Origin of the sequence: Fibrobacter sp. UWB11, from assembly GCF_900143015.1 — a bacterium.
Taxonomy (GTDB): Bacteria; Fibrobacterota; Fibrobacteria; order Fibrobacterales; family Fibrobacteraceae; genus Fibrobacter.
Window position 1 is genome coordinate 1015279 of sequence record NZ_FSRT01000001.1, and the last position, 25727, is coordinate 1041005.

A 25727-nucleotide genomic window follows, 5' to 3' on the forward strand; every position below is an offset into this window, starting at 1 on the left:
ATTTATTTGTGCAGAATCCCGATACAGATACTTCAAAGAAGTTGGATTTTGACGAAACATCGGCAAAGGCGAAAATTGTAGCTAACTATAGAGATTCTTTGGAAAAAGAGCGCTTTTACGCAATGTATTATCGGAACACGATTGAAGATCTCTTGAATAAAGGCGAAATTGAACGTTTAAAGACGGTTGTCGAGGAGGCGGAACTTTTTGATCGTAATGCTTCGACGTTTCACGTTTTTTATGCGAACGATATACTAGTCATAAAATATTTCTTGAAGGATTATGATTTCTTGGCACAAGTCGATTATATAAAGGATTTACTAAATAGCTCAATACATGCAGATATGCGTTCTGCCTTGTATCGAACGTTGAAACGTGAAATTGAAACTGGCAAAATTGAAGAAAATCTGAGGGAAGTTCCTAATGAAAGTGATCGTGTATTTGTTTACATTATTCTAAATAGTTTATTTGAAAATAAAAAGGGCGTTTCGCAGTTGATTGAAAAATACAAGTATCAGCTGACGGATGAAAAACAATTGTATTTCTTGGTAACTCGTTTTTGGCAAAAAGAAGATTTCGATACGAAGAATTATGCCGCTTTTTCTTGGGGTGCTGCTATTATAAAACCAGTGGGCTCGTTGGCGGATAAAGTCGGTTGGATGCCAGGCATGTACATTGGTATTGATTTTATCAGAAATGATTTTTTGTATGAATGGTTTATGGATATTAACGGTTGCCAAAATAAGGAGCCGGATTCCTTGCAGTTCTATGATATGCGATGGGATTTTAATTTTGGCTATACGTTTATTAAGAATAAGAATGTGTTCTTTTACGGGTATGCGACAGTTGGCTTTGGCATGAACGCGTTCAATATTCGTGGGAAGAGCGTAGGGGATAAGGCGAACGATGATATGCCGTACCAGTTTTATCCGGCTTTTGGCGCAGGGGCAATTGTCGACTTGTTCTTTACAGATAAGGGGCGTATCCATAATGGCTTGCGCTTTAGAACGGGTATCAGGAGTATTTTCTCTGGCGATGTGTTGAAAGCTTCCGGTGTTAGGTTGTATGCGTCCATTGAATGGACGTTCCGTGAATACTCCAAAAAGCAAGTTGATTTTGACTATTCATTCAGGGAAAAAGGGGTTAAATGATGGTACGTAGATTATTGCTGTTCCTTTTGTTTGCGGTATCCCTTTCTTTTGCAGGGCGATATGTCACGTATAATATCGTTCTTTCCGATTCTTCAGTGGGCTTTTCTCAATCGCAGACGGTTGCGCAAAAATTGCAAACGGCTCCGGTCGCTTATTACGGGAGCCTTATACAAAGAAAATATTTGCAGAAGGAATTTTATAGGGCGGAGAATGCTGAATTCGAACAAAAATTCCCGCAGGTGTATAAGTCTTTTATCGGGTGGTCTAACTATAAGCAGAATCGTCAGAATGAACTTTTGTCTCAGGCTCCCCCAAAATTCAAACAAATGTTTGAATATCGTTATTTAGCCATGGATGTGAAGGGCTTTTTCTTGATCCACGATGAAATTCGAGTAGATAAGGTTTATGACAAGGTGACTAAAACGTGGGTGAACCCCAAGCCTGAAGAGGTTAAAAAGGAACTCTTTTCTTTTGCGTATGTCGGACCGGACATTTCCCAGGATTCTTCGTGGAAAATTTCCCAGAGAATGATGGTGCTTTTGCCCAATCCCGAAGAACAGTCGATTCCGGTCAAAAGAATTTTTTTCATGGACGGATATTCAGAAGAATGTTATTCCTTGATGGATACATCGATTCTTGATAAGATTCATTACCTTCCGCATCGATTGAAATATGACGTGAACCCTAATGCGACTTTGGATGTTCAGGAAGTGGCTCCGGCGCCTGTAAAAAATGAAAATGTCGGACCCGTCGTAAAGAAAGAGGGGGGCTTTAGGTTTAACGCGTTTGTCGATTTTGGCCGCCCGTTTTTGATTGGAAAATTCCCGGATTTCGACCCTGTTTTTTATTTGGGCCTTGGTTTTAATATATATAACAGAAATATCTTTTGGGGAATGGGTGTCAGCATCCGCTCGCTTGATGCGAAGTGCGATTCTTGCGGCACAGGTGATTTTGGCGCGCATTTTGAATTTGGATACTTATGGTTGAAAACGAAATATATAGAATGCGGTGCATGGGGAAATCTTGGTTTTTCTGCAATTGAAGTCCCTCCGCAAAAGGGCGTCGAGGATTCGGACTATCAGCATGAACGATATTTCCGCTATGGCATTGGCATTTATGTCGATGCGCTATTCCCGAACCTTATCGGAAAGCCTATGAACAGCTTCTTTGAGCCTGGACTCGGAAATCGATTTGGAGCGCGTATAAAGCTCGGTTTGCAAAACATGAATGTCTCAGACATTGGGCATGCCAAAGGGGTTTCGCCATTTGTTTCGCTTGGGTTCACGTGGCATTTGATTAGTTTGGGCAAATAGAAAGTTGACTTGGCTTTGGGCTGCGCTTTTTCTATCTTTTGGCGCATGCAAAACGAAAATTTCGAAGAAAAAATCAAGGGCAACCCGATTGCCCTTTTGCCGGTCGCCGTGTTCTTGGTTCTTTATTTGGGCCTTGGCATTACGTTCGAATACATTCTCCATATTTCGATGGGCTTCTATAACATTCCCATCGTAGCTGCATTCTTGATTGCGATTTTTGTCGCATGCATGCAGAACCGCAAATTGAATTTTGACAAGAAGATGAACATCATGGCGGGAGCGCTGGGCGACCGCAACATATTCTTGATGATTCTCATCTTTCTTTGCGCGGGCATCTTTGCGGGGATTCTCGGGCGTTCGAGCGCTTCGGCGGCTGCTTATTTGCTGCTGGATTTTATCCCGGCGCAGTTTGCGGTTGTGGTGCTGTTCCTGGTGGCTGCGTTTGTCTCTACAGCGATGGGAACCTCGGTAGGTACGATTGCTGTTGTTTCGCCGATTGCTGTTGAGGTGGCCCAGATGGCGGGCTTCGGTGTCCCGTTCTGCGTGGCGACGGTGATTGGTGGCGCAATGTTTGGCGACAACTTGAGCTTTATTTCGGATACGACGATTGCGGCAACTTCGACGCAGGGCTGCAAGATGAAGGACAAGTTCCATGTGAACTTTATTATTGCGCTCCCGGCGGCGCTTGTGGCGGTGGCGATTATTACAGCGATTTCGTTTGCGACGGAAGCTCGTGCGGTTGCCGAAAATTCCTACAGTCTGGTGCAGCTGATTCCGTACGTTTTGGTGTTGGCGCTTGCGCTTACGGGCATTAACGTGTTTACGGTGTTACTTGTTGGCATTGTCGCTGCTTCTGTCATCATGGTCGGTTTTGGCCCGCTCAATATGATGGGGCTTTTGCAGAACATCGGAAACGGCATTTCGGGCATGTATGAGACGATTCTTGTGGCGGTGCTGGTGAGCGCCTTGTGCGGGCTTATTCGCATTCATGGCGGTTTTGCGGCTCTGCTCGATTTTATCCATAAGGTGTTCAAGGGACACCGTAGCGGGCAAGTAGGTGTTGGCCTTTTGGTGAGTGCGCTCGATATTGCTACGGCGAACAACACGGTCGCTATTGTGATGGCAGGCCCGATTGCAAAGCAGATGGGCGATGAATACCGCATTTCTCCTAAGAAGACGGCTTCGCTTTTGGATATTTTCAGTTGCGTGGTGCAGGGCATTTTGCCTTACGGTGCGCAGATGTTGGTGGCGCTTGCCGCAATTTCCACGGCCTTGCCGGATGCAAGCGTGAGCGCTTTCGACTTGATTCCATATATGTTCTATCCGTTCTTGTTGCTCGTTAGCGTGCTCGTATTCATTGCGATTTCGCCTCGCAAGAAAAAGGACTTGAACGAATAAAAATTCGAACGCTTTGCGTTTCCACAAAGTTTTTTGAAGAACGACTCAGGGATTGTGATTCCTGAGTTTTTTATAGAAAGTTATGGGGGAGGAGAATAAAAAAAACTCCATCTTTTCAGATGGAGTTTAGTGGATGATGCAGGGGTCGAACCTGCGACCCGCTGATTAAGAGTCAGCTGCTCTACCAACTGAGCTAATCATCCAAAATTCTTAGGTCGCATTCCCGTCTTTCGTTGGGAGCTATGTCTTTGCAAAAATCAAAAGTCGCAGTTTCAAAGTTCGTTAGACGCTTATCTTTGTCTGACGCTTTTGTATTTGCAATACCTTGCCTTACGGTTTGGTATTTAGTGGATGATGCAGGGGTCGAACCTGCGACCCGCTGATTAAGAGTCAGCTGCTCTACCAACTGAGCTAATCATCCAAAATTCTTAGGTCGCGTTCCCGTCTTTCGTTGGGAGCTATGTCTTTGCAAAAATCAAAAGTCGCAGTTTCAAAGTTCGTTAGACGCTTATCTTTGTCTGACGCTTTTGTATTTGCAGCACCTTGCCTTGCGGTTTAGTGCTTAGTGGATGATGCAGGGGTCGAACCTGCGACCCGCTGATTAAGAGTCAGCTGCTCTACCAACTGAGCTAATCATCCATAGTCGCTTGGACGCGCACAATTATAGAAATAACGAATTAAAATGGCAAGGGAAATGGCCGATTTTTTTTGAAAAAATCTTTCGTCTTCCGTCTTTTGTCTTTCGTCTATAACTATATTCTCTCTCATGAGCTTTAATTCCAATCGTCTAGATGCTTTTCTTTCGCACCTCGGGGTAGAACGTAATCTTTCCCCGGTGACGATCCAGAGCTATCAGGAAGATTTGAGGCATTTTATTGCCTGGCTGGACGAGAACGGAATTGACCTCAAGGACTTGAAACCCGAAAAACTGGACGAATTTTTGACGCTTACGGCGGGGCAGGAAGAATATTCCCCGACATCGGTGGCGAGGCATTTTTCGAGTCTGCGTGGGTTCCTCAAGTACATGCAGAATCAGGGCGAGTACGACTACAGCACGGAATCGATGCTTGCGACTCCGAAGCTTGGCCATTACCTGCCGCAGTACCTGACCCGCGAAGAAATCGACAGCGTTTTTGAGAGTGCCGCGAACGGCAAGAATCCGCTGCGCGATACGGCCTTGATCGAGCTCATGTATAGCGGAGGATTGCGCATTTCTGAAGCGCTCGGCATCAAGCTTTCGCAAATTGACCTTGAAAATGAATGGCTTATGCCGATTGGCAAGGGCAATAAGCAGCGCCTTGTACCGCTCGGGAGCAAGGCTAAGGAAAATCTTCGCGCATGGATTGAAGAAGGGCGACCGCTGACGCACCCCGCAACGGATAATATCATCTTGAATGCGCATGGAAAGCCTATGAGCCGCATGGGGGCATGGAAAATTGTGCAATTGCATACGATGCACTTGAGCAAACAGGTCTCGCCGCATACGTTCCGCCATAGTTTTGCCACGCATTGCCTTGAAGCGGGTATGGACTTGCGCGTTTTGCAGGAACTGCTCGGTCATGCCGATATCAGTACCACGCAGATTTACACGCACGTCGATAAAGATTTCATCAAGCAAGAACACCGCTCGTTCCATCCGAGGGAGATGGGCGGGCACTCCTAAGTTGCTCCATTTACGCCTTATTTGTATATTTATCTTATGCGTTTTTGTGTAAAATATTTAGCGGTTTGGGCGTGTACCCTAATTTTGTCTTTGAATTGTAGCGTTTTTTCTGCAGAACCTGTTGCTCGCGATTCTGTAATGAACTTATTTGTGCACGATTACGAAGAGAGTAAATCTCCTGATACGTTGAGTCTTGTTGAAAAATTCAGTGAATCAGAAATGCTTCGGCAGGAGTTTGACCAGGTCAAGTATCTTCGCGATGCTATGAGAAAAGCTTTGCAAAATGATAATCTTGAGCGTTTAAAGAAACTGGTCGATGTTGCTGAGTCGTATGAAAAGTCGTCTACTTATTTTATAATTCATGATTACGAAAAAATTCTGTTGAAATATTTTTTAGGTGATTTTGAATCGCTTAGTGATGTGCAATTTGTATCGCGTTATAATACAAGGCCGGACTATGTTTACGATACGTTCCATAAAGCATTTAAGGATAAATTGCAAGCGGAAATAGAATCTGGAAAGCTTGAAGAAAAACTCAAAAGTGTTGAAAATGAGAGTGACCGGATGTTTATTTATATTGTAATGAAGGGCTTCTTTAAATATAAATATGATATTGAGTCGCTGATTGAAAAACATAAGCTCCAGTTAAAGAAACGGGAGCAGCTAGAGTATCTAGTTAATGTTTATTGGAACAGAAAGACAGTTGATACGCTCAAGTCGTATACGTTTTTCTTAGGTGGTTCCTATGTCGCCTTTTTAGGAGATATTTCGGATAAGGTTAAAAATGGTTTTGGTTTTTATGGGGGTACAAACTGGTATATATATGATGTCAGTCTTGAAACCCAAATTACGACACATTTCAGTGATGTTCGTTCTAGTGATTCTCTCCATTTCTACAATTTGGGCTGGAATTTAAATGTTGGCTATTACTTTAGAAACATTTCGTTGCAGTGCTATTTAACGACTGGTGTAGAAGTTGATTTCTATGGTGAAAATAAAAGTAAAAACGATGAAAATAGAACAAGCAAGGATTCATATCAGGCTTATCCGGTGTATGGAGCAGGTGTTTTGTACGATATGTTTTACCTTCGTTTTAGAGCGGGTATAAAAAATATTTGGGGCGATCATACAGTAAATGCTTCTGGATTTAGGTTTTATATGTCAATTGAGTTTTCTATACCTGTGTTGACAATGAAACCGGTAGAATTTGTTTATCCTGATTCTATGGAACGCTAATATGGTTAAGTATTTTTTTGCGATTATTTTGACTCTGCTGTCCTATAGCTTTGCGTACGAAGATGTTTTAGTCAATTCAGTGACGGTGGCGAAAAAGCTAGAAATAGCGCCTGTCGCTTATTACGGTTCACTCATCACGAGCAATGTATACAGCCAGGATAAATTGCCTTGGGTCAGTTTCGACAAGGAATATCCGGATGTCTATAAATCTTTTATGGAATGGTCTGAACTGAAAGCTGCTCGCATGCAGCGTGATTTGGCTGATGCACCCGAGAATGTTCGCAAAACATTTGAACTGCGCTCGCAAAAAGAATCAAATGGTTTTTATTTGATCCTTAATATTATTCACGTAGACAAAATTTATGACAAAGAAAGTAAAACTTGGGTAGATCCGCCTGCCGAAAAAACAAAAAAGGTCTTCACTCAATTTGCATACATGGGTCCTGATATTATAAGGGATTCTTCTTCGTTTAAACTGATCCAGCGCGTGATTACTGTGCCTGCATTTGATTCTGAAATTCCAAATAAGCGCATTTTCTTTTTGGATGGTGTATCTGAACCAGTTGCTTTTTTGGATATTCAAAGTTTGGAAAATGTGCAATTTTTCCCGTACCGTTTGAACTATAGTGTGGAACCGAACCCTGCGATTGAAGTTCGTAAACGTATAGAATCTCTCGTTTATGCCGGTGATTATGCAACTGCTGTTCAGCTTGCTGATTCCGCAGATTTGTCGCCACGTTCGAAAATTCTTTTAAAGTATTTAACTCGTGATTATGAATTTATTTTAAATAAAGATTCTGCATCGAATTATTTGGTAAGGTATAGTACGTATCGATATGAAGATGGTCTCGATTTACTTTTGAATCGAGTTGCAGAACAAGATTATCATGAAATTTTTAAATGCGAAGAATTACAATATAAGCCTGAAGTCAATAAAGATTTGGCATGCCCTGTAATGGAATCGATTGCTTTGGGAAAAATGATGAAATCATTGGTTGAAGGAGCGGGTAATTTCAGTTTTGGCTTGGGTGCTGATTTTGGTATTCCGTTTTTGGCTGGGGATTTCCCAGATTACAAATCGTTTTTCTTTTTTAATGTCGCTTTAGATTTTAGAATTTATAATGTGATGCTTTCTTTTGAATTCAATATGCGCTCCTTGGATGAAAAGTGCGATTCCTGTGGCTTTTTAGATTATGGAATACATTCAATGTTAGGTTATAGGGTACTTAAGACAAAGTATTTTGAAGGTGCCGCATTTGCAAATTTGGGTAAAGCTTTCTATGTGGTTCGCAGAGATGGTGAAGAAAAACGCGAAAACAAGCAAGAATCCTATTTCCGCTATGGTTTTGGGGCTTATGTAGATTATCTTTTCCCGAGCCTTGTGGGTAAGACCATGCCTGAGGGGGATCCAATCGCGGGGCGAATTGCAATTCGTTTGAAGGCTGGATTTCATAATATGAAAGCTTCAAAATATGGTCATTCCAAAGGAATCTCTCCGTATATATCGATAGGGTTTAGGTTGCGTGGTGATGGTGTTAAGCTTTGGAATGTCTCTGATTTTTCTAAATTAGATGTCCAAAATTAATTATGGATCGTCTTTTCGCTAAATTATTGCTTGCCTTGTCTTGTGCGTTTTCAGTGGCTTTAGCAGGGCCGCTTGGCACGCCTTTGGCACATGATGGAATGTTTGCTAGAGCTTCGGTAGGGCTAGGCTATTCTTCGTTTGAAAATGCGGATGGCGAGGAATCGTTGACTGCGGATGGTCTGGGAATAAAGCTTCATGGCAAACTTGGTGCTTATGTCATGCCGAATTTGGCTTTGCATGCGAACATGGGTTTTGTTACGTATTCCGATTTTCGAGAAGCCCGTTATGGACTCTCGATGTATGTGGATCATGATTTTTACGTGTTGAGTTCTGTTTTTGTCGGTGCTGGTGCCACGTATTATGTGCCGGGATGGAATAACGTTTATTTCAGCGGGGCTTTCGGAATGACTGGTTATAGGCTCAATTGCCGCAAGTATTCCGGGAATACGGGGCTCCATGCTTTTAGTTTCGATGTCGAAGCCGGCAAGGACTGGTGGGTGAGCGAACACGTTGGTTTAGGGGTGTCGCTCGCGTTCAATTCCCACGAGTATTGGTCCGATGATGATGGCGTATTCCGCTCGTCTTCTGTGATGCTCTTGTTCTCGGTAACGCTGAATTAAAAATGCCGGCTTTTATAGCCGGCGTGTAATTTAAATGGAGATTCTTGCTCAAAGAGGAATGACAGCTTTCCTATCTCTCCAGCTTGAAGTAGACTGCCGCAAGAGGCGGAAGCTTGATGTTTAAGCTGCACTGGCGATTCTGCCACGGAATGTCTTGCGTCCAGACTTCACCGAGATTACCGACGTTAGATCCGCCGAACATGGCTGCATCAGTGTTGAAAATTTCTTTCCAAGCACCGCGAGCAGGAGCGCCCAGGCGGTAATCGTTACGGACAACCGGCGTAAAGTTGAATACGCACAAAATCATGTTGCCGTGGTCATCTTTACGGACAAAGCTTACGATGGAATTGTCGGCATCGTCGCACCAGATCCATTCAAAGCCGGTGTAGTAATGGTCGATTTCCCACAGCGGAGCATTTTCCTTGTAGATGTGGTTCAAGACCTTCATCATTTCGAGGAGCTTGCCGTGGCTATCCCAGCTGACCAAGTGCCAGTCGAGCGAACGCTTTTCGTTCCATTCGCGGAACTGACCGAATTCGTTGCCCATGAAGTTGAGCTTCTTGCCCGGGTGTGCGTACTGGAAAGCGTAGGTGAGGCGGAGGTTTGCAAACTTCTGCCAGTTGTCGCCAGGCATCTTGCCGAGCATGGAGCCCTTGCCGTGCACCACTTCGTCATGGCTGAAAACTTGTATGAAATTTTCAGAATAAGCGTAGACCATGCTGAATGTAAGCTGGTTGTGGTGGTACTTGCGGTGGATCGGTTCGTGCTGGATGTAGCTCAAGAAGTCGTTCATCCAGCCCATGTTCCACTTGTAGTGGAAGCCGAGACCGCCCTGCTCTGGCGGGCGAGTGATGCTCGGGAAGCTTGTCGATTCTTCGGCGATGAGAATTGCATGCGGGGTCAAGCGGCCCATGATGCTGTTTAAGTGCTTCAGGAATTCGAGCGTGTCGTAGTTGATGTTGCCGCCGTCCTTGTTCGGCACCCATTCGCCCGGACCCTTACCGTAATCGAGGTAGAGCATAGATGCCACTGCATCGACGCGGAGACCGTCGCAGTGGAACTCCTTGAGCCAGTACATGGCGTTAGCAATAAGGAAGTTCTTGACTTCGTTACGGCCGAGGTTAAAGATGTATGTGCCCCAGTGCGGGTGTTCGCCCTGACGCGGGTCGGCGTGCTCGTAGCAGGCGGTGCCGTCGAAACGTCCGAGTGCGTGTGCATCCTTCGGGAAGTGTGCCGGAACCCAGTCCAAGATCACACCGATTTCGTTCTGGTGGCAAAGGTCCACAAAGTGACGGAACTGGTCCGGTGTACCGTAACGGCTTGTCGGTGAATAGTAGCCGGTCACCTGGTAGCCCCAGGATTCATCGAGCGGGTGTTCTGCAAGCGGCAAGAATTCCACGTGCGTATAGCCCATTTCCTTGAGGTACGGGATGAGGCGTTCAGAGAGTTCGTCCCAGTTGAGGAATCTATCCGGATTGGACGGGTCTCTGCGCCAGGAGCCTGCATGGACTTCGTAAATGTTCATCGGCGAACCGAAGACCTTTGTTGCCCAGTGCGTCTTCATGTAAAGATCGTCGCCCCATTCATAACCATCGAGGTGAGTCGTGATGGATGCCGTTGCCGGGCGGACTTCAGCGAGCTTTGCGAGCGGGTCCACTTTTACGTGAAGCTGGCCATCGGCTCCGTGAATTTCAAAACGGTAGAGTTCGCCTTCGCCAAGGTTTGGAATGAAGATTTCCCAAATGCCGCTAGAACCGAGCATGCGCATTTGGTGACGGCGTCCGTCCCAGCTGTTGAAGTTGCCGACGACAGAAACGGCGCGAGCGTTCGGAGCCCATACTGCAAAATGGATTCCCTTGAAGCCTTGGTGTTCGACGATGTTGGCGCCCAGCTTGCGATAAAGCTCGTAATGCGTGCCTGTTGCAATCAGGTGGCGGTCAAATTCGCTAAGTACAGGAAGGAATGCGTACGGATCCGTGAGCGTGTACTCGTTGCCGTCTCCTTGGCGGATAATCAAATTGTAAAAGAACGGTTCGAATTCCTTATCGAGGATGGCTTCGAAAAATCCTGTGTCACCCAGTTTTACAAAGTCGAATTCTTCGGTGCCGTCGCAAGTTTCACCGCGGACAAAGCTTGCTTGCGGCTGGTAGGTGCGGATAACAGTCTTTATTCCACGGTCTGTTTCGAGCGGATGAATGCCCAAAATCGAAAACGGGTCCTTAGTCTTGAAGTCCCAGATTGCCTGCATGTTTTCTGCAGTGAGGCTGGTAAAATCATTCCATTCCATATATGATCTCACTTAAAGTTTTTATCGAATTGAAAAATAACATAAAATGGGGTTGTTATGCGAATAATTGCAATAAAAACCGTAATATTTGGATTTTTATTACATTTGTAGCAAACGGAGGCATATAATGGCTGTTGCAATGGAAGAAAATGAGAACCCGGTGAAGTTTGAAAAGCTTTTTAAGGTTACTCCCGAAATGATTGATGAAAATAAGCACATGAACAACGTTTGGGCGGTACAGTGGGTCCAGGATATTTCGATAGCTCATTCTGATTCCGTTGGTGCAACGGATGTGATGTATCAGTTAGGTTGCGGTTGGATGATTCACACGCAGTTCGTGGAATACAAGAATCAGGCATTCTTGGGTGATGAAATCCGTGGAACTACATGGGTTGCTAGTTACAGTAAAGTGATGAGCGTCCGCAAGTGCCGCTTTGAACGCGTCTCCGATGGCAAGGTCGTTTTCGAATCCGAAACGCAGTGGGTCCTCATGGATATGAAAAAGGGACGGCCATTCGCCATCCCGCAAGAAATCAAGGATAGATTCCAAGTCAAGTAATTTTAGAATCCAATACTTGCTTGGACCATGTAAATTCTGTTCTCGTCTTGACCGGTGTAATATCCGCGTTCTTCGCCCCATGTAGCGGCTTCAATCGAGAAGAATCTCAGGAATTCAACTCCGATACCTGCTGAGGGGTAACCGCCTCTGAAACCGCCTGCAATGCGCAAGACGAGGAATCGTATCTCGTTGTTGAGGCCTGGGTATGCCGCAAGAGTCTGTTCCAGTTCAAAACCGAAGTTCAGGTGCGTAAAGAACTTGTAGTTTCGTTCGTTATTGAACATGTCGGCAAAGTCTACGGCAACGTTGAACTTGCGTCCAAAACCGGTGTTGCTGTTCATGAATCTCGGGCTGTAGTTTGCACCGATGGTAAAGTTCGGAATGAGCGTTTCGCCTGCAAGAGACTTGAAGTAAATGTCGCGCAAAGATGCACCGAAGCGGATCTCGCGGTTGAACTGGTAAAGCACGCCCAAGTCTAGGCCAAACGAGAACGTCTTGGAATCAAAGAAATCATCTGTCGCATCGCCCAATTGGTCTTTAAGGGTGTCTGCAATGGTGTTGTAGTTCGCAAGGCCCAGTGTTACCATGTTCGTCTTGTGGCGCTTGACGATCTTGCCTCCCAAGCCAACGGAAAGTTGATTGGGAATGATTTCGTAGGCTCCACCCATCTGCGCGACTGCATCGATAATGAATGTGTCAACGACGACATAGGGGAGGATGATGCCTGCATCAATGTATGGTGCAACGCTTCCGTTCATCCAGAACGCTGCTCCGAAATTGTGGAACGCAAGTTCAGCATCAAACTTCACTCTCGCTTCCAACGCCTTATGGTCGTATGAAGAGATAGTCTTGACGTACTTCGGATTTTTGACAAGTGAATCGAGAATTGCACTTGTTTTACTTGAAACTTGAGGATGCGTTGGGGTTATTCTGTTGGCTTCGTCTTGAGCCCTTCGGTACAGGTCCTGAACGTCTTTGACATCGCCATACGTTGAAAGGAATGCGAAGATATCACCTGCGCCACCGAAGGTGACTCGCATGTCGCCGATCCAGTTGCGCGGATAATAACCTTGTTCCGGTCGCTTTTCGAAATTGCCGAGTTTGTTAATTTGAGTTAAGCCTGCGTAGTTGTAGTGGAGAGCTTCTTTGTCATCTACAACGGCAACGTGTGCACCACCCATGGATTCTGCGCGGAGCGAAAAGTGCGTTGGCGATTTTGCTGAAACGATTCCGATAGCACAAGCGAAAATTGCAAGTATTGATAGTTTATTCATTTTACAATTCTCCCTTCGAACCACTGGAGGAATTGTTCTTCAGTGTAGTATTTCCAGCATCCGCCGACCATTTCTTTACGCTTTTGCAAGTTGTATTTAATGTTGTTCACATTGGTATCGTTGCGGATAAGTTCCTTATTTTTGATCTTTTCGTCAAGATCTTTTCCGGGGAATGATAAATCAATGGCGAACTTGAGCAGATGGTTGTCAAGAGAATCTCGCATATTCGGGTCTCTATAAACGTAATGCCATTCCGATTCGTCTAAAGGTTGCCAGTATTCTTCGGGTAAGGATCTATCGGCAGGGCCAAACGTACCGTCCATGTTGATATCGACCGATTGGTAACTCCCAATAAACTTGAGTGTGTCGACTTGGGCTTTGGTGAGGTCGTATGTTTTCGGGTCCATTCCTTGTGCGACGAGTTCTGCGTAGTTTTGAGGTCTTTTCACTAAGACAACGGTGCGGTAATCGCGAGCATCTTCATCGACTTCTCCATCACCGTCGTTATCGTAATTGTCGACAACTTCTTCGTCTACACAACCGTCACCATCATCATCGATGTGGTTTCCGAATTTGAAGAACACGTCGTTGCGGTCTTCTCCAACGGTTTGGGCTCTGTCGTTCAGTTCAATGACTGTATTTGCAAGACCGACGGAAATGTCTGCATAATCTTCGTCGTTAAATGCATCTCGTGTGGAGTCGGGGAGGTATGCCTTGATAATTTCGGCAGCGCTTTCTGGCGAGGCTTTTATGGCTTCGGCGGCTGCAGCCATGTCGTTGAGGAACGGCTTGAGGCTGTCTCCGAGATCGTTGAGCGTATTGAGGTTCACCATCATACCGGCATTGTCGGCCGAGACAACGTTCGTGAGTTGGGTATGGACGTTCCTGATGCGGAGGGCAGCCTTGGTGAGCTGGAGGATGGTGTAGCTGTCTGCGATGGTGCTGAATCGAACTTTCTTGTCGGTTCTGTCGGTTGTGTCGCGGGCAATAAATTTGTCTAGGTAGAACAAGACGGAATCGATTCCTCTCGAAATGCTATCGGCTTTCGCATCGCTCATGTCGAGAAATCCGTTAGAACTCTTGCCGTCTTTTTCAGTCTTTTGCGCTAAAGAGGCGAGCTCGAAAACATTAAGCCCATCTTGAGTCTTCAGGACGGATTTTGAAAGCCCGATCCAAGCCTCGGAATTGCCCGAGTCTGCACGTATAGCTTTGTTGAAAAATTTGCGTGCTGAATCGTAGTTCGACTTCTGGAACTCCAGGTAGCCATCTCGAGTGAGGGCCGCTGAATCGTCACTTTCGGCATCGCGGCTGCCTGTCGGGTGGAACAGATTGCAACCTGCAACGCAAAGAGTCAATGCGATGGCTGCAGACCTCATCCATTTGCCTTGCGAAATTTTTCTCATAATGCCAGTCCTGAAAGAATATTTTTTCATTACTCCGTACAATAAAATAACTTCATTCTTACAAAAATGAATAATCAGCTTTTTTTTATTGCGCGTTTTTTTACGGTAATCTCGTAAAAAAATATATTTGCGCTCGATGAATGCTTATAAAGAGTATTTTCCGACCAAGGCCTACCGCATTGCCGAAATGCGGCTGTCCACTCTGCTTAGAGTGGAACGGGATAGGCTTGATGCGATTGCCGCGTCGCTTGGGCGCGAGTCTGCGATTGGTCCCGATAATTTGCGGGAGCAGTTGCCCGAAATACTCAAGTTTACTGAAGCGTATCATACGGCTTATGACCTGTATTTAAAGGCTGTGCTTGTCCAACAGCCGCGACCCATCCAGTGTAGGCCTGCTTGTGGAAATTGTTGCCACCATTACCCGATGTCGGTGGAACCTTTTGAACTGATTTTCATGTACAGCGAGCTCCGCAAGAGGGACGACCTCTTGTCCTTGATGGAGGCTTGTCAAATGCGTTCGGACAAATTTGAATCGCTTTTTGAATCTCGCAAGGAAGAAGGTTTTTCTGAAGATGATGCCGAAGATAAGGCGCTGCATGACTATTTTTCGTGGTGGCGTTCTTGCCCGTTTTCGGATATGGCGGGGGATTGTACGGTCTACCCGTTGCGGACGGTTTCTTGCCGCATGTATTTTAGCGAGACTGATCCGCAGTATTGCACGCCCGATATGCTCCAGACCGAAAAAAACGATAGCTATATAGTTTATATGCCAGATGTTGTTGAAGATGCCGTTTATGGTATCTCGGAACATTATGCAGCGCTAGAACTGCCGGAGAGTTTTTTTGGCGGTCTTCTTGCGCTAAATGGCTATGAAGGAGTCTTGGGCGCGTGAACCAGAATGATGGCCAATTGGATTTGTTCGGATTTGTTCCGACAGAAACACCGCCCGAAGTCAAGGCTCCGTCGCCGGATTGTTCTGCCAATGGCCTGGTGCATTTTAAATACAATCCACTGTTGAAAAAGAGCATTCGCTGTAAAGGCGGGTTCTTGTTTGGCCATCCGGAGGTTTTGCTGCCTGCGTATATGAAGGCTCCTGAGTTTGCCGCAGCTCGTGAACTTGCGGCTGAATGGGCTGAACATGCGGTGCGTCGCAAAACGCAGAAGAACAAGGCGGCCATCAGGGATTTGGTAAATCGTTTTTGGCAGGCTGTTGACCAAATTTTTACAGATAAAGGCGAGGCTCCTCTTGCAAGCAAGGGCCGTTTACCGCCAATCCGACCGCAAGGGAAACATCACAATTTGACGGATGTGCTCGCTGCCATTAACAACACTTATTTTGATGGAACGCTCACATGCCGTATCACATGGAGTAATCGAGTAGGGGGCTTAAGCTTCCATTCGGTGCGTAAAGATCCGGTGACCGGCGAAAGTTTCCATCTGATTAGCATTAGCCGCGGGTACGATGCTGCCAATTGTCCTTTATACGCAATTGCGGGCGTTGTTTATCATGAATGTTTGCATATCGTGATTCCGGTCGAAGAACGCCAAGGGCGTCGTGTTGTTCACGGTCGCGAGTTCCGCCAGCGCGAAAAACGTTATATCTACTACGATGAATGGATCAAGTGGCACAAGGAAGTGCTACCGCATAATATCCGTGCCATGCGCCACCACAAGGCTCTGTAGCAATTACGAATTCGGAATGTGGAATTCGGAGTTGAAATAATCGCGGCAAAGCCGCCAAATGCGCTAATTGAAAATGTTCTGTATATTCTGGAACAGGCGGCTTAACACTCCGGTGGAATCGCTGATTTTTTCGAGTGCATGCTGCGGCGTGTGTACCACAATTACAGATTCGTTCTTGTCGTAAGGAATCGAAAAGTCAATAGAATTGCTGCGTTCTTCAGTGATGCTCATTGCCGCAATGCAAAGGTCCGTCTTTTCGTTTACGAGGGACGGAATCAGAACGTCGAAGTTCATGTCGGCAAACTTGATGTTCTTGTTGAGCATCTTGCCGATCGTGTACATGATATCGATGTCGATGCCCGAAAGTTCGCCCCATTGGTAAAATTCATAAGGGGCATACAGGGCTTCTGTGCCGACAATTAGTGTGTCGTTTCCGATCCAGTCCTGTTGCATGACTCTTACGGCAGATTTATTCTTAGACCATTTCTCCTTGATTCGCCTGATTTCGCCTTTCTTTTGCAAAACACTGATGCTCGAATCGATCCTTGCCTTGAGCGGACTATTTTTCCTTATGGCGATTCCGAATTCGTCTTTGTTCAAACGGTCTTTTAAAATGGAAAAGTCTGAATGGTTCTTGAGGATTGTTTCTGCTACTGAATAGTCTACGGCGATAGCGTCGATAGTTCTTTGTTCTAGAGCCTTTGTCATTTCGGGAATGTGCGCGAAGTACTGGATGCGCGGAAGCTTGATCAGCTGCTGGACTTGCTCATCAAGAGTTGTTCCTGTTTGAACACCCACAAACTTTCCGGACAAGTCGGCTAGCTTGTATATTTCATCGGGCTTTTTCGGCTCGAGATAAGTCATTTTAGGTACTTTGCTTAAAGACTCTTCTTTATTGAAGTTGTCCTGGCGGACAGCAAATGCTGTTTTTCCGATGTAATAGGGCTTCGAAAAATCGATGTCGTCTGTATATTCGTCCGCTTTTGTGAATGCCGAAATGATGAGGTCCGCTTCGTTGTTCTTTAGTGCATTTACGAGCTTATTGCGCTCTGTCTTGATAATCGTTGCATTGACGTTGAGCTTTTCTTCGAGAAGTTTAATGATGTCGAGGTCGATGCCCATAATTTGATTTTCGCTTATAAAGGAAAATGGCGGTACATCGGCTGATGTTGCTATTCTCAAAACTTGTTCCGAATCGTTTTTCTTGGGGCTGATGAGCGGGTTCTTTTTTGAATTTTTGTTCCAGTGGTCGTTGAGCTCGGTTAAAGTCCCTGCAGCGTTTAAACTGTCAATGAGCTTGTTGATAATCCCCTTGAGGTCCGGGATGGAACTGTGCTTGTTCATGCCGATAACGATTTCATTAGGAATATCTATATCGTTTGGGATATAGGTGAGTCCGCTCATGCTGTCGTTAAAGGTGTGATAGAGGACGATTTCGTTGTAGGCGAGGGCATCGATTTCGCCTACCTGGAGTGCAAAGTATGCTGTAATCAAATCCGGATAGGGTTTGATATTTGCTTTGGGAAGCTGTTTTTCGATAGATGCTTGGATGCTAGAAGATTGTTCGACTCCAATGGTGTATTTGGGGGAGTTTGCCTTGGAAGCCGAGGTCAGTTGATCCTTGGATGTTCCTTTGCATCCAGTGTTAATTGCAAGTAGTGCGCCAATGAAAATATTGAATATTACATAACGTATTCGCATACGTTAAATGTAAGAAATTTGAAGAAAAATGCAACAAAAACATAATATTATTCAAACAAAATGTGACCGGAATTAACCGGTCACCATTGCAAGTGTAAAGACTTTTTTTCGTTTAGAACTCTGGGTATCCGTCTTTGAGGCTTTCGTTATAGTGGGCGCGTTCGCCACCGATGAATTTTGGACGGGTGCGGGCGGCGATAATCATAGCCTTTCCGATGTGATTTTGCTTTAAACGGACGGGCACGGCGACTTCGCGGAGGTGCATACCGATAAGGGTCCCGCCGATATCGATTCCTGCGTTTGCCTTGATATGTTCTAGCGCTACGGGAGCCTTGAAGCTTGCGTAGCAAGCGGTAGCGAAGGAGCCGCCTGCTTTTGGCTGTGGTACAACGTTTACGATTTCTGCATTCGGGACTGCTTCGTGCTCGATGATGATGGCTCGGTTCAGGTGTTCGCAGCATTGGGCTGCGATGTAGATACCTTGCGGCCCGAAAACGCTTTGAAGTCCCTCGTAAATTGCTTTCCCGACTTCCGGGACGGAGTGGCTACCGACTTGGTTGCCTAATGTTTCGCTGGTGCTACAGCCAATGACTACAATGTCGCCTTTTTTGAGCTTCGCCACTTCGACAAGTTCTGTAGCGACGTTCATGGCATCGGATTTGATTTGCTCAACAATGCTCTTGTCGTCAATTTCGTAAGTGATTCCTGCCATTTTTTGCTCCTGTTGAATTTGCTGTAAAGATAGTTTTTTTTGATTTGTGTGTGAAATAGGTTAATTTAGAGCAAAAAATAAAAAGCATATCTCCTCAAGAGCCCCGTAGCAATGTATATTATAATTATATTACATTATATCATGTACTTTGGTAGCATATGAGTGACGATTCAGACATTTCCTCAAGTGTCGTTGGACTTGATCGAAAGAAAATCAAAGATTTCTTTTTACGAAAACTTCCTGAGATGAAGGAAGCGGTTATTGATGCTATTATTGAAATTTTGCCGAGTGTCCCGCACTACCAAGAAGAAAATGATCATTTCACGTTTAGAATCATCATGGGAAACGGTAATCCGCCGATGGGCTGGAACCGCCGCATTTATGATTTTTCGGGTGATGCGTTAGAAAATTTGTTCAAGGAACGAGTCAAGGCATGCTTGAAGGATGTCATTCATTTTTGCAAGAGCGACTGTGACCTGATTATCCAGCAGATGCCTGCTCGTGAAAAGGTGGATTCGTCTATCCAGGTCGGAGTTTTCCAGTCGGACTTGGGTAACGCTGGCGAAACGGAACGTGCGCTTCTCGAAAAAGGCTTTTTGCTGATTGAATGTGTGAACCGTTCCAAAATTTGCATAAACTCGCATACGCCTGCGGGCGTGAGTGATCACTTGCTCATTCGCTTTGACCTGGATGAAAATGAATTTTCGGACAATTTAGAAGACAAGGACTTGGACTCGTACCCGAAGGGATTTTGGGCGGGCCTATTTTCGCAAATCAAGAGGGAAGTCCATGGAACTATTTGCTTGTTCGTGGACCCGTCCTGGAATGGTAACGAAGACGAAAATTTTGATGCCGGCAAGATAGTTTTTGAAGACTACAAGGAAATGCAAATCAAGCCGGACTCCATGTTGGACTCGCAGTCGTACCGCGACTTGTACGAACAGAATTTTATCCGTAAGATGTTCATCTCGATGCTCAATTATGATGGCATTACGGTAATCGATACGAATGGTTGCGTACGTGCATTCCACTGCTTTGTGTCTATCCATCGTGGTAAGTTTACATCGGGTGGTGCAAGGCACCGTGCTTACAGGGCCTTGGCGAATTTGTTCAAAGACAATGAATGTTACAAGGCGCTATACTTCCAGTCGCAAGAAGGTAACATTAGGTTCTATCACAAGTTCCGTGTTTCTCCGTCGTTTGATTCAGCTGTGATGGACGACGATCAAGACGAAGTCGATAATGTTAATGTAGTGTCGAAAAACGCTGATGGTATGGATGGGAAGACATCATCGCTTGCATCGGCGATAAACGCTGGAATTTCCGAAAGTACTCCAGTGGATGAATCTTCTGCGTTGTCGGACTATCTCGACCGCTTGCGTGATGCGCATTTGGGAATTGACAATTTCTACAACGAACCGAAACCTGCCGAAGATTTGTATAACGCTACTCTCGAAATGACAGACGAATCTTGGAGTCGTGTCAATGTCGAGCGTATTATCAATGTGCCGCTTGTTTGCTTGATCGGTAATTCTTACGGTTATTCGACGAACGCCGAACCGTTCCTTAAGAATATTCTGGAGAAAATCCCGAATTCTGTTTGGAGAATTTACTTGAACAACAAGTGCTATGAGGATTCGTCGTTATCGTCTACGCTGGGAAGCAAGAATCAGGAAAGCCAATGGTCCAAACTCATGAATGAGACCGGCACCGATGATTCCGAAGCTGAAAAGTATGTGACCGATGAATTGGCGGAACACATCAAGACGGTCTACAAGCACGTCAGCAAGCAGTTTGCCCAAAAGTTCGAAGAAGAACGCAACCTTTGGGAAAACCTGTTTAAGGGTTATTAGCTTTCTTTTCTTTGTAGAAAAGGTAAATCATCCACGCAAGGCCTGCGAGAATCATTACGGAGCAGAGCGTCTGTCCGCGGCTCATGCCAAAGAGATCAACGCGTCCGAGGTGTGCATCCGGCTTGCGGAAAAATTCGATAAAGAATCGGAACAGTCCATAGCCCATCAAATAGAGGCAAGGAATCTTGTCGTGGAGCTTAGGAATCTTGCGCAAGTTGTACAAGACGACGAACAGCACGACCCCTTCAAAAATCATTTCGTAAAGTTGGCTCGGGTGGTGGAGAATCGGGTTTGCAAGAGTGCTGTCGTGGGCTAGCGGGAACCACATGCCGATAGCACTCGTTGTTGCTTCTCCGAAAAGTTCGCCATTGATGAAGTTTCCCCAGCGGCCCCAGGTGTAGGCGAGCGGAGCTGCGAGCATGGCGAGGTTCAATGTTTTCCAGACGTCGAGTTTGTTTCGCTTTGCGCCAATGCAGAAGAATACAATTCCCAAAATGAGACCGCCGTGGTACGACATTCCCGAAATCCCGGCAAAGTGGCTGCCGAATTCATCGTGCGTGAATGGCAAAATAATTTCGAGCGGGTTCGAAAGATAGTAGCCCGGTTTGTAAAAGAATACGTAGCCGAGGCGGGCGCCGAGCAAGATGCCTGCGATAATCCAGGTGAATATGTTATCGAGCTGATCCTTGGTGTAGCCAAGCTTTTCTTTTTCGCTGATTTTCCACATGGTGAGGTAGGCGGTCACGAACGCAAAAATGTACATGATTCCATACCAATGAACCGGAAAACCAATGAAGGGAATCGTGAATGCAATTCCATCGAAATAAGTCGGGATTAAGTTCCACCAAGATAATTCCATAATATTCCTGCTTCTTTTGTGTTTAAATCTAAATTATTTTTTGAGCTCTAGGTTTTGATGAGCCCAATAGTTGATGACTGTCGCTGCGACCTGAGTTGCCGGTTGCGAACGAATTTCTTTATGCATTTGCATCACGATAACGACAATGGACTTGCTAGGGTTCGCCTTGGATTCGGCAAAGCCCATGAACCAGTCGTAACGCCCGGCGGGGTCGGTTCCGTCGAGGGAGCCTGTTTTTCCGCCGAGGCGGAGTGCATCGAAATTTTTGCGAGCCATGTTCTTTGTGGACATGTGCTTGCGGGCGGTGCCTTGCGTTACAGAACGGAGCATGGATTCGCGTAGGCCGTAGTAGGTGTTTTCGCTGAATTTGCCAACATCAAGGGCGAGCTTTTTTTGCGGGGCGAATGGTGCCATGTCACGAGCCCATGGAATTTCAAGCGGCTTCTTTGTAAGGATTGCACGGACTTGCGCCGCGGCAAGAAGCGGCGTAAGTGTTGTCGAGGTTGTAAAACCGCAGGCAACTTCGGCAAGGCCGTAACCCGTGTCCGGGGCTGTGTAGCTTGATGCGTTCGGTGCGTTGCCCGGGAATCGTTTGTTGTAGCCGAGCTTTGCTGCGGCAGAAAGCAATCGCTTTGCACCGACGGATTTTCCGACTATTGCCATGGGCGGGTTTGCGGAACGCGCAAATGCTTCGGAAAGTTCCATCGTTGGACCTTTATACTTTTCGGGAACGCGGAGTTGGTTCAAGTAGAGCGTATGGTGGCGCCCAATCATTGGAATGGGAGTGTTGAGCGAATACCGGTTGCTTTCCATGGCTGCAGCGATTGTCACGAGTTTGGCGAGCGATGCGGCAGGGAAGGTGGGGCGTCCAATCCAGTCAGGCTTGTTCTGTACACGCCCGTCGCGGCGTTCTCCCCAGGCAAGAATTTCGTTTGTCTTTGTGTCGACAACGAGAATGATGCCCAAATCCGGATGGTAACGGCGGAGCAAAATGTCGATTTTGTCGGCTAGGAACGGATCTTTCTGCGACTTGATATGGAGTGTGTCGCGGACATTTTCCGAAACTTCGTTTGCGCTATTGTTGGCTGTTGCGTTACTGCTTTTGTCGAAGTCCTTGTCTTCGATTCCGGTCAGTGCGGCAAGTCCGTTTGCATTTTCTGGATTCGCGGTTTCGATGTTTTCCGTGGCGACACTATCGTAGAAGGCGTTGGTGTCTGTTTCTTCTACAGGAACGGGGATGATATCGTGTGCGTTTTCGACAGGCCCCGATGAGGTATCGTCTTTGGTGGAACAGTGAACAATCGCAATGATAATCGTAACGAGAACGGTAATCGCAATACAGCGGTTGCGCATTCGTTGAGCGTAGGGAAGTCTTTCCATGGAGTTACTTGAAGAATGTCTTTCTGTAGTAGGCGAGTTCGGCAATACTTTCGCGGATGTCGTTCAAGGCTTCGTGCCTTTTTTCTTTTTGGAATTCTTCGAACTCTGGATACCAGCGGAATGTGAGTTCCTTGATGGAACTTACGTCAACGTTTCGGTAGCAGAGCCATTCCGAAATTTCGGGCATGTACTTGTACAAAAAGCGCCTGTCTTGCGTGATGGAATTTCCGCAAAGGAGGTTTTTTGTCTTTTCTGTGAAAGGCTTGATGAAACGGAGCGTTTCGAGTTCTGCATCCTTGAGGGAATACTGCGAACGGCGGCAGCGATCGACGAGACCGCTTTGGTTATGGTGCCGTGTGTTCCATTCGTCCATGCTTTCGAAAACATTTTCCGGCTGGTGAATGGCTATGACAGGTCCTTCGGCGAGAATATTCAAATTGGCGTCGGTAACAATGGTCGCTATTTCGAGAATGACATCTTTTTCTGGATCGAGACCAGACATTTCTAGGTCCATCCAAACTAAATTTCGAGAACTTTTTGGCATACGCGTGAATAATAGCATTTTTTTGAAATGTCATTTTCGCCTTTTGGTGTGTCATTTCAAATCAACTGATAACCAATGACTAATGACTTTTGATTAATAATCATTGTAAGTGTTTTGTGATAAAAATAAAAGAAAATCCTATATATATGGACAAATTAGTCAAAAGTTACAAAAAACTTTGCTAAAATGTAATTTTTTGCTACAAATTGTCTTTTTCTTCGCTCTCTTACGAAAATATTACCTTTTTTTTTGTTATATTTGGCGCATTATGGAAAATGTTGTTATTACAGGTATGGGCTGCGTTTCCTCTCTCGGAAACTCCCCCGATTTATTGTGGCAGAATTTGCTCCAGGGCAAGTCTGGCATCGCTACCATCCAGCGTTTCGACGCTTCCGCTTACACATCCCGCATTGCAAGCGAAATCCGCGAGTTCGACGCTTCTGGCATCTACAGCACCAGAGATCAGTCTAGATTCTCTCGTTGCATCCAGTATGCCGTTTACTCTGCTTTCCAGGCTCTGAACCAGGCTGGTATCGCTCCGGAAAACGAAAATCCGGAACGTTGCGGTGCTATCATTGGTAGCAGTATCGGTGGTTTGCAGTATTGCTATGATGCCGCTGTGGCTCTTAGCACTCGTGGTCCGTCTCGCGTTTCCCCGTTCTATATTCCGATGGCTATCGTGAATATGCCGGCTGGCGAAGTTTGCAACAAGACTGGTTGGATGGGCCCGTCCTACACGGTGACCTCCGCTTGCGCAACTTCCAACCACTCCATCGCCAATGCTTACGACATGATTCGTCTTGGTCGTTGCGACGTGATGCTCGCTGGTGGTGCCGATGAAACGGTGAACCCGCTCAGCCTCGCTGGCTTTACCAGCATGAAGGCTGTCAGTAAGCGTAACGATGCTCCGGAACTTGCTTCCCGCCCGTTCGACAAGGATCGTGACGGTTTCGTGATTGGTGAAGGTGCTGCAGTTCTCGTTCTCGAAAGCGAATCTCATGCTAAGGCTCGTGGCGCAAAGATTCTCGCTCGTATTGCTGGCGTAGGTGCAAGCTCTGACGCTCACCACATCTCTGCTCCGCGTCCGGATGGCAAGGGTGTTATGCTCGCAATGGCCAATGCCATGAAGGAAGCAGGTATCGAAGCTAAAGATATTAGCTATATTAATACGCACGGTACATCCACACCGCTCGGTGACATTGCAGAATGCTCTGCCATCGAAACGCTCTTCAAGCAGTCCTCTGCATCGGCTCTCGAAAACCTCAAGGTCAATTCGTCTAAGTCCATGCTCGGCCACTGCCTGGGTGCTGCAGGTGCTCTCGAATCCGTAGTGACCATCATGTCTGTTATGAATCAGAAGGTTCATGGTACACTCAACGTGTTCGAACAGGATCCGGAAATTCATCTCAACGTCTGCGCTAATGGTGCTGAAAATCAGAAGATTGACTACGCTATGAGCAACGGCTTTGGCTTCGGAGGCCAAAATGGAGTTATTATTTTTGCGAGGAATTAATGCGTAAGGCCAATAGTTTTGCTTTTGGCTCTTTCGCTTCTCGTAAAATAAACGCTAAAATTTGTGCGTTTTTGCTTATGCTGTCGCTGGTATTCCCGGCGGCAGCTTTGTCGTCTCCAGGGGATCCGCTTACGTGGCGTGATTCCACCTGGGATTATCGAAGTGAAGATTCAACAGATATTAAACCCCATATCGAAGCGGGGAAACTTTTTGGCGTTGCTTCGCTCACCTTGATTGCCTATGGGGCTGCCTACGGGTTGGTCTTTGAGAAAGGTTGGTGGGACAATGATGAACGCGGGTTTCATTGGGAAAACGATTTTGACTATGCGTTAAATCTCGACAAGTTCGGACATTTTGCTGCGGGCGTAGCTCTGGGTGAGTTCTTTTACGAAGGGTATAGATGGGCGGGAGCTTCTGAATTCCAGTCGTATTTGTTTGCTGGGCTTTCGGCTTTGGCGACCCATATTGCAATTGACATCAAGGATGGTTTTGCTCCTGAGTGGGGCTTTAGCATTTTCGATGTGCTCTCGGGCGGGCTTGGCGGATTCTTGCCGATGGCAGAACGTTATGTGCCTGTCTTTAAATATATCGATTTGAAGTGGAGCTACTGGATTAATTCCAATGCTTATTATGATAAGGAAAGCCATACATCAGGTGGCGTTTTTACGGATGACTATGTGAACCATACGTACTGGGTTTCGTTTAAGCCGTATAGGATGCTGCCGGAGGCTGCTCGCAAGTATTATCCGAGTTGGCTTGCTCTTGCTGTTGGGCTTAGCATTGACGAGAAGGTGTTTACCAAGGAACCGCATCCACATCGTGAAGTCTATATCGCTCTCGATTATGACTTGGAGGCATTCCGTCCGCAGAGTCGTTTGGCACGTACGATTGTCAAGGCGTTGAACTATTTTAAATTCCCGGCGCCGACCATCCAGGTGTATCCTGAGTTCCACTGGTATTTGCTGTATCCCATCAAATTCTAGATTTGAGCAT

The 25727-nt window shown here is 46.1% G+C and carries 21 protein-coding genes and 3 tRNA genes; 13 read left to right on the top strand and 11 right to left on the bottom strand.

Annotation, left to right across the window (positions count from 1 at the left end):
- The first annotated feature begins 41 nt into the window (after positions 1–41).
- The 3 genes from BUQ91_RS04340 to BUQ91_RS04350 are packed head-to-tail and all read left to right on the top strand — an operon-like array spanning position 42 to position 3862.
- Entirely contained in the window at positions 42–1151 is a 1110-nt protein-coding gene (locus tag BUQ91_RS04340; protein WP_254842238.1) for a hypothetical protein, read from the top strand.
- Entirely contained in the window at positions 1148–2464 is a 1317-nt protein-coding gene (locus BUQ91_RS04345; protein ID WP_074208282.1) for a hypothetical protein, read from the top strand. The genes BUQ91_RS04340 and BUQ91_RS04345 overlap by 4 nt, the downstream gene beginning before the upstream one ends.
- A gap of 45 nt (positions 2465–2509) precedes the next feature.
- Positions 2510–3862 carry a Na+/H+ antiporter NhaC family protein gene (locus BUQ91_RS04350; protein WP_074208921.1) on the top strand — a complete coding sequence of 451 codons (1353 nt, stop codon included), beginning with the start codon at positions 2510–2512 and terminating at the stop codon, positions 3860–3862.
- Positions 3863–3992: 130 nt separating this feature from the next.
- Here BUQ91_RS04350 and BUQ91_RS04355 read toward each other — a convergent pair.
- The 3 genes from BUQ91_RS04355 to BUQ91_RS04365 form a co-directional block, all read right to left on the bottom strand.
- Positions 3993–4065 (bottom strand) — tRNA-Lys (locus tag BUQ91_RS04355).
- Between the two features lie 145 nt (positions 4066–4210).
- Positions 4211–4283, bottom strand: a tRNA-Lys gene (locus BUQ91_RS04360).
- A 145-nt stretch (positions 4284–4428) separates the two neighbouring features.
- A tRNA-Lys gene (locus tag BUQ91_RS04365) sits at positions 4429–4501 on the bottom strand.
- A 127-nt stretch (positions 4502–4628) separates the two neighbouring features.
- On the opposite strand from BUQ91_RS04365, the gene BUQ91_RS04370 reads away from it, so the two are divergent.
- From BUQ91_RS04370 to BUQ91_RS04385, 4 genes are read left to right on the top strand one after another with little or no spacing between them, the layout of a single operon-like run.
- Complete coding sequence (locus BUQ91_RS04370) at positions 4629–5525, top strand: tyrosine recombinase (RefSeq protein WP_074208283.1); 897 nt, start codon at positions 4629–4631, stop codon at positions 5523–5525.
- Positions 5526–5561: 36 nt separating this feature from the next.
- Positions 5562–6761 carry a hypothetical protein gene (locus BUQ91_RS04375; protein WP_254842239.1) on the top strand — a complete coding sequence of 400 codons (1200 nt, stop codon included), beginning with the start codon at positions 5562–5564 and terminating at the stop codon, positions 6759–6761.
- Between the two features lies 1 nt (position 6762).
- Entirely contained in the window at positions 6763–8346 is a 1584-nt protein-coding gene (locus BUQ91_RS04380) for a hypothetical protein (protein WP_074208285.1), read from the top strand.
- Between the two features lie 2 nt (positions 8347–8348).
- Positions 8349–8966 carry a hypothetical protein gene (locus BUQ91_RS04385; protein ID WP_074208286.1) on the top strand — a complete coding sequence of 206 codons (618 nt, stop codon included), beginning with the start codon at positions 8349–8351 and terminating at the stop codon, positions 8964–8966.
- Positions 8967–9036: 70 nt separating this feature from the next.
- On the opposite strand, the gene glgB is transcribed toward BUQ91_RS04385, so the two are convergent.
- Positions 9037–11253 carry a 1,4-alpha-glucan branching protein GlgB gene (glgB, locus tag BUQ91_RS04390; RefSeq protein WP_074208287.1) on the bottom strand — a complete coding sequence of 739 codons (2217 nt, stop codon included), beginning with the start codon at positions 11251–11253 and terminating at the stop codon, positions 9037–9039.
- Between the two features lie 127 nt (positions 11254–11380).
- On the opposite strand from glgB, the gene BUQ91_RS04395 reads away from it, so the two are divergent.
- Positions 11381–11812 (top strand): acyl-CoA thioesterase, encoded by a 432-nt coding sequence (locus BUQ91_RS04395; protein ID WP_074208288.1) that lies wholly within the window; start codon positions 11381–11383, stop codon positions 11810–11812.
- Positions 11813–11814: 2 nt separating this feature from the next.
- On the opposite strand, the gene BUQ91_RS04400 is transcribed toward BUQ91_RS04395, so the two are convergent.
- Positions 11815–13086 carry a hypothetical protein gene (locus BUQ91_RS04400; protein WP_072828061.1) on the bottom strand — a complete coding sequence of 424 codons (1272 nt, stop codon included), beginning with the start codon at positions 13084–13086 and terminating at the stop codon, positions 11815–11817.
- On the bottom strand, positions 13083–14519 hold the full coding sequence (locus BUQ91_RS04405) for a tetratricopeptide repeat protein (protein WP_254842240.1): 1437 nt from the start codon (positions 14517–14519) through the stop codon (positions 13083–13085). The genes BUQ91_RS04400 and BUQ91_RS04405 overlap by 4 nt, the downstream gene beginning before the upstream one ends.
- Before the next feature lie 106 nt (positions 14520–14625).
- Here BUQ91_RS04405 and BUQ91_RS04410 point away from each other — a divergent pair, with 106 nt between their 5' ends.
- Both BUQ91_RS04410 and BUQ91_RS04415 read left to right on the top strand, forming a co-directional pair.
- Positions 14626–15381 (top strand): YkgJ family cysteine cluster protein, encoded by a 756-nt coding sequence (locus BUQ91_RS04410; RefSeq protein ID WP_074208289.1) that lies wholly within the window; start codon positions 14626–14628, stop codon positions 15379–15381.
- A complete protein-coding gene (locus tag BUQ91_RS04415) occupies positions 15378–16172 on the top strand; it encodes a hypothetical protein (RefSeq protein WP_074208290.1) in 795 nt (264 codons plus the stop codon). The genes BUQ91_RS04410 and BUQ91_RS04415 overlap by 4 nt, the downstream gene beginning before the upstream one ends.
- A 63-nt stretch (positions 16173–16235) precedes the next feature.
- Here BUQ91_RS04415 and BUQ91_RS04420 read toward each other — a convergent pair whose 3' ends face one another.
- Both BUQ91_RS04420 and BUQ91_RS04425 read right to left on the bottom strand, forming a co-directional pair.
- A complete protein-coding gene (locus BUQ91_RS04420) occupies positions 16236–17873 on the bottom strand; it encodes a transporter substrate-binding domain-containing protein (protein WP_074208291.1) in 1638 nt (545 codons plus the stop codon).
- Positions 17874–17985: 112 nt separating this feature from the next.
- Positions 17986–18585, bottom strand: coding sequence for a TIGR01440 family protein (locus BUQ91_RS04425; protein WP_074208292.1), 600 nt, complete (start codon positions 18583–18585; stop codon positions 17986–17988).
- A gap of 158 nt (positions 18586–18743) precedes the next feature.
- Here BUQ91_RS04425 and BUQ91_RS04430 point away from each other — a divergent pair, with 158 nt between their 5' ends.
- Positions 18744–20438: a hypothetical protein gene (locus BUQ91_RS04430; RefSeq protein ID WP_074208293.1), complete on the top strand. Its 1695-nt coding sequence runs from the start codon at positions 18744–18746 to the stop codon at positions 20436–20438.
- Here the strand turns inward: BUQ91_RS04430 and lgt are convergent.
- The 3 genes from lgt to orn are packed head-to-tail and all read right to left on the bottom strand — an operon-like array spanning position 20425 to position 23221.
- Positions 20425–21297 carry a prolipoprotein diacylglyceryl transferase gene (gene lgt, locus BUQ91_RS04435; protein ID WP_074208294.1) on the bottom strand — a complete coding sequence of 291 codons (873 nt, stop codon included), beginning with the start codon at positions 21295–21297 and terminating at the stop codon, positions 20425–20427. The two genes, BUQ91_RS04430 and lgt, sit on opposite strands and share 14 nt — an antisense overlap.
- Positions 21298–21330: 33 nt before the next feature.
- On the bottom strand, positions 21331–22677 hold the full coding sequence (locus BUQ91_RS04440; protein WP_074208295.1) for a penicillin-binding transpeptidase domain-containing protein: 1347 nt from the start codon (positions 22675–22677) through the stop codon (positions 21331–21333).
- 4 nt (positions 22678–22681) lie between these two features.
- Complete coding sequence (gene orn, locus BUQ91_RS04445; RefSeq protein ID WP_072828053.1) at positions 22682–23221, bottom strand: oligoribonuclease; 540 nt, start codon at positions 23219–23221, stop codon at positions 22682–22684.
- A 268-nt stretch (positions 23222–23489) separates the two neighbouring features.
- On the opposite strand from orn, the gene fabF reads away from it, so the two are divergent.
- The gene (gene fabF, locus BUQ91_RS04450) at positions 23490–24734 is read left to right on the top strand and encodes a beta-ketoacyl-ACP synthase II (protein WP_072828052.1); all 1245 of its coding nucleotides are present in this window, start codon (positions 23490–23492) and stop codon (positions 24732–24734) included.
- Positions 24735–24811: 77 nt separating this feature from the next.
- Positions 24812–25717: a YfiM family protein gene (locus tag BUQ91_RS04455; RefSeq protein WP_254842241.1), complete on the top strand. Its 906-nt coding sequence runs from the start codon at positions 24812–24814 to the stop codon at positions 25715–25717.
- The last annotated feature ends 10 nt before the right edge of the window (positions 25718–25727 follow it).